Origin of the sequence: Microbacterium salsuginis, assembly GCF_012524205.1 — a bacterium.
GTDB lineage: Bacteria > Actinomycetota > Actinomycetes > Actinomycetales > Microbacteriaceae > Microbacterium > Microbacterium salsuginis.
Genome location: NZ_JABACI010000001.1, coordinates 1 through 13,253 on the forward strand (window position 1 = coordinate 1; position 13,253 = coordinate 13,253).

Annotated in this window: 12 protein-coding genes; 2 read left to right on the forward strand and 10 right to left on the reverse strand. The window is 68.6% G+C overall.

The window, feature by feature from the left end; all coding sequences use genetic code 11:
- The first annotated feature begins 413 nt into the window (after positions 1–413).
- Positions 414–1,370, forward strand: a complete 957-nt coding sequence (gene dapD, locus HF576_RS00005) for a 2,3,4,5-tetrahydropyridine-2,6-dicarboxylate N-succinyltransferase (protein WP_168910754.1) — start codon at positions 414–416, stop codon at positions 1,368–1,370.
- A gap of 61 nt (positions 1,371–1,431) precedes the next feature.
- Here the strand turns inward: dapD and HF576_RS00010 are convergent, their stop codons facing one another.
- The 8 genes from HF576_RS00010 to HF576_RS00045 form a co-directional block, all read right to left on the reverse strand.
- A complete protein-coding gene (locus HF576_RS00010) occupies positions 1,432–2,730 on the reverse strand; it encodes a citrate synthase (RefSeq protein WP_168910755.1) in 1,299 nt (432 codons plus the stop codon).
- Between the two features lie 185 nt (positions 2,731–2,915).
- The gene (gene dapC, locus HF576_RS00015) at positions 2,916–4,025 is read right to left on the reverse strand and encodes a succinyldiaminopimelate transaminase (RefSeq protein ID WP_168910756.1); all 1,110 of its coding nucleotides are present in this window, start codon (positions 4,023–4,025) and stop codon (positions 2,916–2,918) included.
- A gap of 1 nt (position 4,026) precedes the next feature.
- Entirely contained in the window at positions 4,027–4,347 is a 321-nt protein-coding gene (gene fdxA / locus HF576_RS00020) for a ferredoxin (protein WP_168910757.1), read from the reverse strand.
- A 69-nt stretch (positions 4,348–4,416) separates the two neighbouring features.
- Positions 4,417–4,800 (reverse strand): DUF6113 family protein, encoded by a 384-nt coding sequence (locus HF576_RS00025; protein WP_168910758.1) that lies wholly within the window; start codon positions 4,798–4,800, stop codon positions 4,417–4,419.
- Between the two features lie 46 nt (positions 4,801–4,846).
- Complete coding sequence (locus HF576_RS00030; RefSeq protein WP_168910759.1) at positions 4,847–5,161, reverse strand: AzlD domain-containing protein; 315 nt, start codon at positions 5,159–5,161, stop codon at positions 4,847–4,849.
- Positions 5,158–5,949, reverse strand: coding sequence for an AzlC family ABC transporter permease (locus tag HF576_RS00035; protein WP_168910760.1), 792 nt, complete (start codon positions 5,947–5,949; stop codon positions 5,158–5,160). The genes HF576_RS00030 and HF576_RS00035 overlap by 4 nt, the downstream gene beginning before the upstream one ends.
- Positions 5,950–6,044: 95 nt before the next feature.
- Positions 6,045–7,958: a translational GTPase TypA gene (typA, locus tag HF576_RS00040; RefSeq protein ID WP_168910761.1), complete on the reverse strand. Its 1,914-nt coding sequence runs from the start codon at positions 7,956–7,958 to the stop codon at positions 6,045–6,047.
- A gap of 70 nt (positions 7,959–8,028) precedes the next feature.
- Positions 8,029–9,834, reverse strand: coding sequence for a dipeptide ABC transporter ATP-binding protein (locus tag HF576_RS00045; RefSeq protein WP_168910762.1), 1,806 nt, complete (start codon positions 9,832–9,834; stop codon positions 8,029–8,031).
- Positions 9,835–9,865: 31 nt separating this feature from the next.
- Here HF576_RS00045 and HF576_RS00050 point away from each other — a divergent pair, with 31 nt between their 5' ends.
- Entirely contained in the window at positions 9,866–10,474 is a 609-nt protein-coding gene (locus HF576_RS00050) for a PH domain-containing protein (RefSeq protein WP_168910763.1), read from the forward strand.
- A gap of 11 nt (positions 10,475–10,485) precedes the next feature.
- Here HF576_RS00050 and HF576_RS00055 read toward each other — a convergent pair whose 3' ends face one another.
- Positions 10,486–11,670, reverse strand: coding sequence for an ABC transporter permease (locus HF576_RS00055; RefSeq protein WP_168910764.1), 1,185 nt, complete (start codon positions 11,668–11,670; stop codon positions 10,486–10,488).
- Between the two features lies 1 nt (position 11,671).
- On the reverse strand, positions 11,672–13,189 hold the full coding sequence (locus HF576_RS00060) for an ABC transporter permease (RefSeq protein WP_168910765.1): 1,518 nt from the start codon (positions 13,187–13,189) through the stop codon (positions 11,672–11,674).
- Positions 13,190–13,253 lie beyond the last annotated feature (64 nt).

The window sequence follows — 13,253 nt, forward strand, 5'->3', positions numbered from 1 at the left end:
CACCAAAAGATGGCCGACGAGGTTATTTGGCATTTGACAAGTGCACGCTGTTGAGTTCTCAAGGATCAGACGCACCCACCCACCAACCACCACACAAGGCAGCCAGCACAGCAGGGCAACTTCACTAGTTTAGCTCTCGGTGCTCGGCCCGTCAAACTGACGTTCCTCGCCTCGAGGGCTTCCCTTCCCGGTCCGAAGACCGTCCGGATCAGAAGCTGATCCGGTGGAGGGGGTTCGTTCTCCGCTTGAGGGGGCGGGGCCTCTCGGCCGCTCCGCTCTACCCTTTGGGGCGAACAAGAGATACTCTACGTCGGATTCGCGCCGGCTGGCCAATCGGCCGCGCCTCCCGGGCGTGTCGCACGGCGGATCCGCGAGATTCCGGTGCGTTCCGCCACCGCGCTACCGTTGACGGCATGAGCGAAGAACGATGGGTGTGGGGCGTGGGCCTCGCGACGCTTGCTGACGACGGAACGGTGCTGGACACCTGGTTCCCCTCCCCTTCTGAGGGACGAATCCCGCTCGGCTACGACCCGCAGATGCCGCCCGACGAGCTCGAGCGGCTCGCCGTCGCCGACGCACGGCGAGCCGTCACGGTGGAGGTGGTCACCGTCGAGGCGGACCTCGACGTCGCGCCGGCATCGACGGCCGACGCCTACCTCCGGCTCCACGCGCTGTCGCACCGGCTCGTCCGCCCGAACGAACTGAATCTCGACGGCATCTTCGGCCACCTTCCGAATGTCGCATGGACGACGGCGGGCCCGATGCATCCGGATGCGCTCACGCGACTGCGCCCGTTCCTCGCACGCGACGGCATCCAGGTGCAGGGACTGGACAAGTTCCCCCGGCTCCTCGACTACGTCACCCCGGCGGGTGTCCGCATCGCCGACGCCTCGCGCGTGCGGCTCGGCGCGTACCTCTCCCCCGGAACCACCGTCATGCACGAGGGATTCGTGAACTTCAACGCCGGGACGCTCGGTCAGAGCATGATCGAAGGTCGCGTCTCGCAGGGTGTCGTGATCGGCGACGGCAGCGACATCGGCGGCGGCGCCTCCATCATGGGCACCCTCTCCGGCGGCGGAACGCACAAGGTCTCGGTCGGAGCCCGCACGCTTCTCGGAGCGAACGCCGGCATCGGGATCTCGCTCGGTGACGACTGCATCGTCGAGGCCGGCCTGTACGTCACCGCCGGCACCAAGATCGTGGTGGCCGATGCGCCGCCGCGCGCCGAGGGCGGCCCGCAGGTGGTGAAGGGATCCGAGCTGTCAGGACGCGACGGGCTGCTCTACCGGCGCAACTCCGTGACCGGCGCGGTCGAGGTCGTTCAGCGCGCCGGCACCGGCGTGACGCTCAACGAGGCACTGCACGCCTGACCCCTGAGCGAATCGGCCCGGACGCGTCAGCGTGCCGGGCCGATTCTTTCGGGGCTCGCACTCACGCGGTGCCGGGGTAGTCGCGCTCACGAGCGCCGACGTACAGCTGCTGCGGGCGGCCGATCTTCGTCTGCGGGTCGCCCGAGGCCTCGCGCCACTGCGCGAGCCAACCGGGAAGGCGCCCGATCGCGAAGAGCACCGTGAACATGCGCGTGGGGAACCCCATCGCCTTGTAGATCACGCCGGTGTAGAAGTCGACGTTCGGGTAGAGACGGCGCTCCTTGAAGTAGTCGTCGTTGAGCGCGATCTCTTCGAGCTGCTTGGCCAGGTCGAGCAGCGGATCGCTCACCCCCAGCGCCTCGAGGACCTCGTCGGCGGACTCCTTCACGAGCTTGGCGCGCGGGTCGTAGTTCTTGTAGACCCGGTGGCCGAAGCCCATCAGCTTGACGCCGTCCTCCTTGTTCTTGACCCGCTCGACGAAGCGCTGCACACTCTCGCCGGAGTCGCGGATCTGGCCGAGCATGTTGAGGACGGCCTCGTTGGCCCCGCCGTGCAGCGGCCCGTAGAGCGCGTTGATGCCGGCCGAGATCGACGAGAACTGGTTGGCGCCGGTCGAGCCGACCAGGCGAACGGTGGACGTCGAGGCGTTCTGCTCGTGGTCCTCGTGCAGGATCAGCAGCCGCTCGAGCGCGCGCGACATGACCGGGTTCACGTCATACACCTCGCTCAGCACACCGAAGTTGAGCTTGAGGAAGTTGTCGACGAACCCGAGCGAGTTGTCGGGGTACAGGAACGCCTGCCCGATGCTCTTCTTGTGCGCGTAGGCGGCGATCACGGGCAGCTTCGCGAGCATGCGGATCGTGTTGAGCTCGACGTGCTCGGGATTGTTCGGGTCGGACTCGTTCTCGTAGTACGTGGACAGAGCTGCGGTCGCCGCCGACAGCACCGACATCGGGTGGGCGGTGTGCGGGAGCGCCGAGAAGAAGCGCTTGAGATCCTCGTGCAGCAGGGTGTGGCGGCGGATGCGGCCGTCGAACTCGGCGAGCTCGTCGGCCGTCGGAAGCTCGCCGTAGATCAGGAGCCACGCCACCTCGAGGTAGGTGCTGTTCTTGGCCAGCTGCTCGATCGGGTACCCGCGATAGCGCAGGATGCCCTGGTCGCCGTCGATGTAGGTGATCGCGGACTTCGTCGCCGCGGTGTTGACGAAGCCGTAGTCCAGTGCCGTGTGCCCGGTCTGGCGGGTGAAGGTGGAGATGTCCACGCTCGGGGTGCCGTCACTTCCCCGCAGCAGCGGGAACTCGGCGGTCTGCTCGCCGATCGTGAGGGTGGCCTTCTCCTGCTGGGTGCCCGCGTCGCTCACGGCGCCTCCTCGCGATTTCTGGTCGTGCCGGGGGTGTCGTCCCGCTCCAGCGGGGACGCAATGGCGTGTCCGCGGGGAACGAGGAGCGGGGACGGAGATGCCGCACCGCCGCTCATACAGCCTAGTGCGCCACCGCGCCTACTGCTGACACGGCCAAAGGGATGGGGCATCCGGTGGAGGAATCCTCACACCGACGCCGAGAGCCGCGCGGCCGCTGCCGCGACGCGCTCGTCGGTGGCAGTCAGCGACAGCCGGATGTGCTGAGGGAAGTGGGTTCCGTAGAAGTGCCCCGGACCCGCCAGGATGCCGAGATCGGCGAGCCGCCCCAGACTCTCCCACGCGTCACGACCTTCGGTCGCCCACAGATACAGGCCCGCCTCACTGCCGTCGATCCGGAAGCCGGCCGCCTCCACGGCGGGCCTGAGCACGGCTCGACGGTCGCGATACCGCTCCTTCTGCTCGAGCACGTGGCGCTCGTCACCCAGCGCAGCCACCATGGCGGCCTGGACCGGGAGAGGCAGCATCAGCCCGAGGTGCTTGCGCCCGGTGAGCAGGCGCGCCACGAGCTCGGGGTCGCCGGCCAGGAATGCCGCGCGGTAGCCCGCGAGGTTGGACTGCTTGCTGAGCGAATACACCGACAGGATGCCGCGCAGTTCGCCGTCCGTCACTCGAGGATCCAGCGACGAAGGGATGGGGGTCGAGAGCCACGGCTCGTCCCAGCCGAGCTCCGCGTAGCACTCGTCGGACACCAGAACGGCGCCCAGCTCGCGCGCACGGGCGACCGCCGCTCGCAGCGCGGCGACGTCGAGCACCCGCCCGTCGGGGTTGCCCGGCGAGTTGACCCACGCCAGCCGCGTGCCCACCGGCCACGCGGCCGGATCGTCTGCTGCGACCGGCGTCGCGCCGACCAGACGCGCGCCGACCTCGTACGTCGGGTATGCGGCCCGCGGATGGACGACGACATCGCCCGGGCCGAGATCGAGCAGCAGCGGCAGCAGCGCCACGAGCTCTTTCGACCCCACGGTGGGCAGAACGTGGTCGGCCGTGAGCCCGGGCACGCCGCGCCGGCGGGCATACCACTGCGCGATCGCCGAACGGAGAGCGGGTGTGCCGACGGTCTGCGGGTAGGCGTGCGCGTCCGTGGCGGCGCGCAGCGCTTCGGCCACGACATCGGGAGTCGGATCGACCGGCGACCCCACCGACAGATCGACGATCCCGTCCGGATGCGCCCGTGCGCGCGCCGCGTACGGTGCGACGGCGTCCCAGGGGTAATCGGCGAGGTCGGCGACCCCCACGTCAGTGTTCCTGCGGCGGGAGCGCGGCGATGATCGGGTGGTCCTTGTGGATCACGCCCACCTTGGCGGCGCCGCCGGGCGAGCCCACATCGTCGAAGAACTCGACGTTGGCCTTGTAGTAGTCCTGCCACTCGTCGGGCAGATCGTCCTCGTAGTAGATCGCCTCGACCGGGCACACCGGCTCGCACGCACCGCAGTCCACGCACTCATCAGGGTGGATGTACAGCGACCGCTCACCCTCGTAGATGCAGTCCACCGGGCACTCGTCGATGCAGGCGCGGTCCTTGACATCGACGCAGGGAAGGGCGATCACATACGTCACGCCACCAGTCTAGTTGCGCCGCCCGCGCTCGGTCGCGATGTCGCGCGCTGCGCGCGCTTCGCCGTGCGGTCAGCGGGGCGCGGCGCGGCCGGCGGTCGCGCGAGTCCGCTCGGGCCACGCGACGATCACCGCAACGAGGATCGGCACCGCGAAGGTCCACGCGATGGCCAGTTCGGTCTGAGGCACGATCACCGATCCTCCCGGCCCGCTGCCCGAGAACACGAGGGTCGCGAGCATCATGCCCAGGCCGGTGGCGAGCGTGGCGCCGCGATCGGCTGTCAGCAGGCGCACCGCCAGGAGCAGCGCGGCGCACCCGATCGCCGCGAGCACGAGACCGACGGGGAGCCATCCGATCCGGTAGGCATGCGCGATCGTCCCGGCCAGTCCGTAGACGGCGCCTATGAGCAGTGCGACGACCCAGGTGCCGATACGGGCGAGGACAGACGTGCGCACCCGTCGACTCTAGCCCGGCAGGAGCATCGCCCGTGTCGGGATGCGCTCATGCCGCCCAGCCCCACAGCCGCAGGAGTGCCGCCACAAGTGCCGCCGCGACGACCACGACGAGGAACGGCGCCCGCAGGAGCAGCAGTCCTGCGGCCACGAGCACTGCCGGGACGCGAGCGTCGACGACCACCGCCTGTCCGGCGCCGACGGTCTGCACCGCCACGAGCGCCGCCAGCAGCGCGACGGTCAGCAGGTCGGCGATCCGCAGGGGGCGCGGCGACTCGACCCATCGCGGTGGGATGAGGTAGCCGATGGTCTTGAGCGCGACGCAGATGATGGATGCCAGGAGCACCGCGGTCCACATGGTCATGGCAGTCCCTCCCGCTCGGGAACGTCGTCGGGCTCGTCGCCGAGCGCTCCTGCCACCGGCGTCGCCGGTCGACCGAGCCAGTTCGTCCAGCCCACCAGGATCGCCACGACCGCGGCGATGATGACGGGCAGCCCGGGCATGAGCACCGGCGTGAGGATCGTGGCGATGACGGCCGCGGCGATTCCCACCACGATCGGCTGCCGTGCACGCAGACGCGGCCACAGCAGCGCGAGGAATGCGGCGGCGGCCGCGGCATCCAGTCCATACGCCCGCGGGTCGCCGAGCACGTCGCCCAGGAGCGCACCCGCGAGGGTCGACAGGTTCCACCCGATGTAGATGCCGATCCCGGTGACCCAGAAGCCCAGCGTCCGGGCGCGCTGCCCGGTCTGCGCCAGCGACACGGCGGTGGACTCGTCGATGGTGAACTGCGCCGCCGCGGCCCGCCGCCAGAAGCCGGGACCGATCACGGGCGACATGCGGATGCCGTACGCGATGTTGCGCACCCCCAGCAGCGCCGCGGACGCGATCGCCGACGGCGCCGCGGCCAGCCCGCCCGCGGCCACGATCCCGACGAACGCGAACTGCGATCCTCCGGTGAACATCACGAGGCTCAGCACGCAGGTCTGCCAGACGTCGAGCCCGGATGCCACCGCCAGCGCTCCGAACGAGATGCCGTAGGCGCTGGTCGCCAGTGCGACTCCGAGGCCCTCGCGGACCGCCCTGCGTGGTTCACCCGCGCTGTGCGCATCGTCGAAGTGCGCGCCGTCGACGGCATGGTGGGGACTCACGTCGTCATGCTAGCGAGAGCACGCGACATCGGAGGCGGGCCGACGCGCGGTCGGTGGCCTGGTCGACTCCGGACGCGCGGCATCCGGTGGTCTCCTTACGCGTTGGCGTCCTGACGCTTCAGGCGCGCGGTCGTGCGGCCGCGCTCGGTCGCGTTGAGCACGACCTTGCGGATGCGCACGATCTCGGGGGTCACCTCGACGCATTCGTCGTCGCGCGCGAACTCCAGGCTCTCTTCGAGCGAGAGCTGACGCGGCGGCGTCATCGACTCGAACGAGTCCGCAGTCGAAGAGCGCATATTGGTGAGCTTCTTCTCCTTCGTGATGTTCACATCCATGTCGTCGGCGCGCGAGTTCTCGCCGATGACCATGCCCTCGTAGACCTCCTGCGTGGGCTGGACGAAGAACGACATGCGCTCCTGCAGCGCGATGATCGCGAACGGCGTCACGACGCCGGCGCGGTCGGCGACGATCGAGCCGTTCTGGCGCGTCACGATGTGACCAGCCCAGTCGTCGTAGCCGTGCGAGATCGCGTTCGCGATGCCGGTGCCGCGCGTCGTGGAGAGGAACTCGGTGCGGAAGCCGATGAGGCCGCGCGAGGGGACGATGAACTCCATGCGCACCCAGCCGGTGCCGTGGTTGGTCATGTTGTCCATGCGGCCCTTGCGCGCCGCCATCAGCTGCGTGATGGCGCCGAGGTACTCCTCGGGGGCGTCGATGGTGAGGTGCTCGAAGGGCTCCTTCACCTTGCCGTCCTCGCCCTTGCGCGTGACGACCTGCGGCTTTCCGACGGTCAGCTCGAAGCCTTCGCGACGCATGTTCTCGACGAGGATCGCCAGCGCCAGCTCACCGCGGCCCTGCACCTCCCACGCGTCCGGGCGGCCGATGTCGACGACCTTGAGCGAGACGTTGCCCACGAGCTCGCGGTCGAGGCGGTCCTTCACCATGCGCGCGGTCAGCTTGTGGCCCTTGACCTTGCCGACCAGCGGGCTGGTGTTGGTGCCGATCGTCATCGAGATCGCCGGGTCGTCGACGTGGATCTGGGGCAGCGGCCGGACATCCTCGGGGTCGGCGATGGTCTCGCCGATCGTGATGTCGTCGAAGCCGGCGATCGCGACGATGTCGCCCGGGCCGGCCGACTCAGCCGGGTAGCGCTCGAGAGCGCGGGTCTTCAGCAACTCGGTGATCCGGGCGTTGCTCGTGGTGCCGTCGTGGCGCACCCACGCGACAGTCTGGCCCTTGCGCAGCGTGCCGTTGAAGACGCGCAGCAGCGCCAGACGACCGAGGAAGGGGCTCGAGTCCAGGTTGGTCACCCACGCCTGCAGCGGCGCCTCGTCGTCGTACGACGGTGCCGGCACGTGCTCGAGGATCGCCTCGAACAGCGGCTCGAGGTCGGCGTTGTCGGGCAGGTCGCCGTTGGCGGGGCGGGTGCGGGATGCCGCGCCCGCACGGCCGCTGGCGTACACGACGGGCACGTCGAGCAGTGCGTCGACGTCGAGGTCGGGGACGTCCTCGTGAAGATCGGAGGCCAGGCCCAGCAGAAGGTCGTGCGCCTCCTCCTCGACCTCGGCGATGCGGGCGTCGGGCCGATCCGTCTTGTTCACGAGAAGGATCACGGGCAGCTTCGCCTCGAGGGCCTTGCGCAGCACGAAGCGGGTCTGCGGGAGCGGACCCTCGCTCGCGTCGACCAGCAGCACGACGCCGTCGACCATCGAGAGGCCGCGTTCGACCTCACCGCCGAAGTCGGCGTGGCCGGGGGTGTCGATCACGTTGATCGTGACCGGGACGTCGGTGTGAGCGCCGTTATAGGTGATCGCGGTGTTCTTCGCGAGAATCGTGATCCCCTTCTCGCGCTCGAGATCGTTCGAGTCCATCGCACGCTCTTCGACGTGCGCGTGCTCGCCGAAGGAGCCGGTCTGGCGGAGCATCGCGTCGACGAGAGTCGTCTTGCCGTGGTCGACGTGGGCGACGATGGCGACGTTGCGGAGGTCCGGACGGAGGGCGCGGGCCATGAGGGAATCCTTGCGAAAGTGGGAGATGCCGGAATTCGGCATCCCCCACTCTATCGGTCGCTCCTGTGCGTCAGCTCGCAGCCGAGCCGCTGCGCTGCAGCAGCGCGGCCCGAGCCTCGCGGCGCACGCGCTGCTCCTCGGGGTTGGGGACGGGCACCGCGGCGATGAGGCGCTGCGTGTACGGGTCCTTCGCGCCGCGGAGGATCTCGTCACGCGTGCCGGTCTCGACGAGCTTGCCGTGGTGCATCACCGCGATGCGGTGGGCAAGGATGTCCACCACGGCCAGGTCGTGGCTGATGAAGAGGCACGCGAACTGCAGCTGCTGCTGCAGCTCCTGGAGAAGGTCCAGGAACCGGGCCTGCACCGACACGTCGAGCGCCGACGTCGGCTCGTCCGCCACGAGCAGTTCCGGAGCGAGCGCGAGCGCGCGCGCGATGCCGACACGCTGGCGCTGGCCGCCCGAGAGCTCGTGCGGGAAGCGGTTGCGGTACGAGCGGGGCAGCTCCACCTGCGTCAGCAGCTCCTCGACGCGCTTGTCGAGATCCTTACCCTTGGCCACACCGGCGAGCAGGATCGGCTCGCCGATCGACTGACCGATCGGCATGCGCGGGTTGAGCGAGGACGCCGGGTCCTGGAAGACGATGCCGGTGCGACGGCGGATCGCGAACAGGTCCTTCTGGGAGGCATGGGAGATGTCGGTCCCGACCGCCGTCAGCTTGCCCTCCGCGATCGGCAGCAGGCCGATCGCGGCGCGGCCGAGGGTCGTCTTGCCCGAGCCGGACTCGCCCACGAGGCCGACGATCTCACCGGGGTAGATGGCGAGGTCGATGTGCTCGGCCGCCCGGAAGGCAGGGATCCGGCCGCGCTTGGGATAGTCGATCGCGACATCCTCGAAGTGCAGCACGGGCGTGCGCTCGTCGATGATCTCGTCCGCAGCCTCGGAGGCCCGCTCGCGGATCGCCGACACCGCGGGAACGGTCGAGGTCTCGGTCGCGACCACGGCGGGGCCGGCATCCGCACCCTCTAGCACGCCGAGGCCCAGGTGAGGCACCGACGCGAGGAGCTGCTGCGTGTAGGGGTGCTGCGGGGCGTGGAAGATCTTCTCGACCGTGCCGGACTCGACCACGACGCCGTTCTTCATCACCATGATGCGGTCGGCGAGGTCGGCCACCACGCCCATGTCGTGGGTGATGAGGATGATCGCAGAGTCGAGGCGCTTGTGGAGGTTGCGCAACAGGTCGAGCACTTCGGCCTGCACGGTGACGTCCAGCGCGGTGGTCGGCTCGTCGGCGATCAGCAGCAGCGGGTCGCACGAGATCGACTGCGCGATCATCGCGCGCTGACGCTGGCCGCCCGACAGCTGGTGCGGGTACTTGTGGAACGACTGCTCCGGGTTGGGCATCTCGACCATGGTGAGCAATTCGATCGCCCGCGCCTTCGCGTCGCCCGGCGAGAGCGAGCGGTCATGCGATCGCAGCGACTCCATGATCTGGAACCCGACGGTGTAGACCGGGTTGAGCGCCGTCATCGGCTCCTGGAAGATCACCGCGATCTCGTTGCCCCGGAGCGAGCGCAGGGTGGCGTCGTCGGCACCCCGCAGCTCGCGGCCGAGCAGCTTGATCGAGCCGGTGACGCGGGCGTTCTCCGGCAGCAGGCCGAGCAGAGCCATCGAGCTCGTGCTCTTGCCTGAACCCGACTCGCCCACGATCGCGAGAACCTCGCCGCGGCGCACTTCGTAGTTCATGTCGATCGCGGCGGGGTAGAACTCCCCCTCGACCCAGAACTCGACGCCGAGCGTGTCGACCTGCAGGATCGTCTCCGGCAGGGCCTCGTGCGACGCGGTGGTTCCGGCGTCGATGCCCGTCGTGTCAGTCATTCGTGATGTCCCATCTGCGAAGCTTGAAGTCATGTCGTTCCAGGAGGTCCACTACCGGCCGGTCTTCGGCCGCATCCTCGCTGTCGTGACCGTTGTGGTGTGCGCCCTGGGCGTCGTCGCCGTGATCTGGTCCGACCCCGTATCGGCGCTGCGCTACGTGTGGCCGATCCTGCTCGTCGCCGTCCTGGCGTGGGCGCTGTTCTGGCGCCCCAGCCTTCGGGTGCAGCAGCACGGCATCACCGTCGAGAACGTGCTGCGTACGCGTTTCGTGCCCTGGCCGGCGATCACCGCCATCGACACGCGATACTCGCTGACGCTGCAGACGGCCGACGGTCGCGTCCCGGTGTGGGCGGCGCCGGCGCCCGGCCGGCACCGCACACTCGGTCTCGCGCCGAAGGACTTCGACGGCATCGGAGGCTCGGCCCGGGGTGGCGCCGGCGAGCTGAGGCCCGCCGACGCCCTCACGGTGCCCAGCGGCAACCTGGCTCAGCTGATCCGCGGCCACTGGGAGCGGTTGCGGGATGCCGGAGCCTTCGCCAGCGGCGTGGACCCCGAGGCGTCGACCACCACGTGGCACTGGGCCACGATGGCGAGCCTCGCGGCCCTGGCGGTCGCGACGGTGGTCGGCCTGCTGATCTAGCAGCGTCACCGTCACCGCTCCGGGTCGAGGGGCTTGTGCTGCACGTCTCCCGGCTCCTCCGGACGCGGGTCGTGGTAGTTGACCACGTCGCCGGTGTAGGCGGTCTCGATGCCGACATCGACCATGTGGCCGTCCGTCGTGGACGGCGTGGTGTCGACAGCGGTCGGACGGGGTCCCTTGGCGCGACCGGCGCGGGCCATCGCACGCTCGCTGGGCATCTTCTTCTGACGCGGGTCGAACGCGTCGCGCAGACCGTCGCCGATGAAGTTCACGCACAGCGCGATCGCGATGATGAAGATGCCGGGCCACCAGAAGATCCATGGCCGCGTCGAGAAAGCGGCCTGGTTCTCGGAGATGATCTTTCCGAGCGAGGTATCGGGCGACTGCACACCGAATCCGAGGAAGCTCAGCGCCGACTCCAGCAGGATCGCGCCCGCCATCAGCAGCGTCGCGTTCACGACGATCACGCCGACGGCGTTGGGCAGGATGTGCCGGAAGATGATCCGCCGGTCGCGAGCGCCGGACACACGTGCGGCATCGACGAACTCCCGTTCGCGCAGTGAGAGGAACTCCCCTCGCACCAGCCGGGACATGGTCGTCCAGGCGAACAGGCCGATCACTACACCGAGCACGGCGGCACCGAGGCTACCGAACGCGTTGCCGAGCACCGAGCCGATCACGATCAGCGGGATGGTGATGATGATGTCGGTGAAGCGCATCAGCACCGAGTCGGTCCACTTGCCGTAGTACCCGGCGACTGCGCCGATGACGACGCCGATGATCGTCGCGACGACGCCGGCGATCACCATCACCATGACGGACTGCTGCGTGCCGCGCATCACCACCGCGAAGATGTCGCGACCCACCTCGTCCTGACCGAACGGGTGGTCCCCGAACTGGAGCGGCCACAGACTCAGCGTGGGGACGCCGTTGTTCACCTTCGGGGGGATCTCGTTCCACGAGTACATCCACCAGCCCGGGATCCGCAGGCCCCACAGGTCCACGCCCACCGAGGTGAACGCGAGGATGATGATGAATGCCAGGACGACCATCGAGATGACGGCCGCGCGGTGGCGGAAGAAGCGCCGGCGGACGATCTGGCCCTGACTGAGACCCTCGGTCTCCTTCTGCTCGATCGTGATCTCGCCGATGGCCTGAGTCTCGAGGCCGGGCTCTTGTGAAGTCGTGCTGTTCATGTCAGCCCACCTTGATTCTCGGGTCGAGGGCCGCGTAGACGAGGTCCGCGATGAGGTTGAAGACGACGGCCAGCGTGCCGGTGACCACGAAGAACGCCATCACGGGGTTCGGGTCGTGTGCGCCCAGCGCGGTGACGAAGAGTCGCCCCATGCCGGTCCAGCCGAAGACCGTCTCGGTGATCACCGCGCCGCCGACGATCGCGCCGATGTCGAACGCGATGATCGTCGTGATGGGGATCAGCGCGTTGCGGAACGCGTGGCGCACCACGACGGTGCGCTGGGTCAGCCCCTTCGATCGCGCCGTGCGGATGTAGTCCTGGTTCATGACCTCGAGCAGGCTCGCTCGCGAGTAGCGGGTGTAGCTCGCGAACGAGATCAGGATGATCGCGATCGTCGGCAGCAGCAGGTGGGTGTAGAGATCGATGCCCTGGACCCAGAAGTTGCCGCCGAGGCCCGGCGTGGAAGCACCCACCGTTGCGATCGGCCGGCCGCGCACGCGGCTGGAGTTCGCGTACGCCTCCCAGTACGAGAAGTACTTCTCGAGAGCGATGAACGAGGCCACCAGGAAGCCGACGATCGCCGTCGTGCGAACGACGGGACCGCGGTCGGGCGCTCCCATGAACCAGCCGATCGCTCCGCTGACGACCACGGCGAGCACCGCGAGCACCAGGAAGAACCAGAGGGTCATGTTGTTGAGGATCGAGTTCATCATCGGGAAGTACAGCGCGATGCCGATGACCGCGACGATCAGTGACGCGTAGAGAGCCTTGCGGTTGCGCAGGCCGGTCGAGATCGCCGTGATCCCGACCGCGGTGCCCAGCGCCAGGGCCGCGTAGACGACGATGCCGATGCTCGGGTCGGCGAACCACTCGGTCACCGACAGGTACGTCAGCACGACGGCCGTCGCGAGCGCCGAGACACCGAGTACGATCAGCCGCCGCTTCCACTTGCCGCCGATGAGCGACATCCACAGCAGGCCGGCCACGATCGAGATCCCCGCGATCGCGGGTATCGAGATCGTCGGATCGCCGAGCCAGTTGTTCAGCTGGATCGCACCGTACTGCTTCAGGAGCACGGCCACCCAGAAGATCGGCAGGGAGAAGAACAGGAACGCCAGCAGCGTGACGGAGTAGTCGAAGCCGGTGTACTGCCGCAGCGCCGACACGATTCCCACGGTGATGCCGAGGACGATCGCCACGATCGTGGCGGTGGTGACCAGCGTCAGCGTTGACGTGATCGCATTGCCCAGCAGCGCATTGACGGGCTGATTCTGGATGCTGACCCCGAGGTCGCCGCGGAACAGGCCGCCGAGCCACAGGAAGTAGCGCAGCGGGGGCGGGACGTCGAGATTGAGGAGCTTGGTGCGAGACTCGATGAGCTCGGCCTTGTTGGGCGCGTTGCCCTGTCTGAGGTCCTCGAGCGGGTCACCCGAGAGTGCCGTGAGGATGTACATCAAGAAGGTGGCGGCGAAGAGCACGAAGATCGACGCGATCAATCGCCGGATGATGAATGAAGCCATGGTGTGGCCGCCTGCCAATCGGTGAGAGAGCGCGAGCAGGCGACCGGATCGTGTCCGGTCGCGG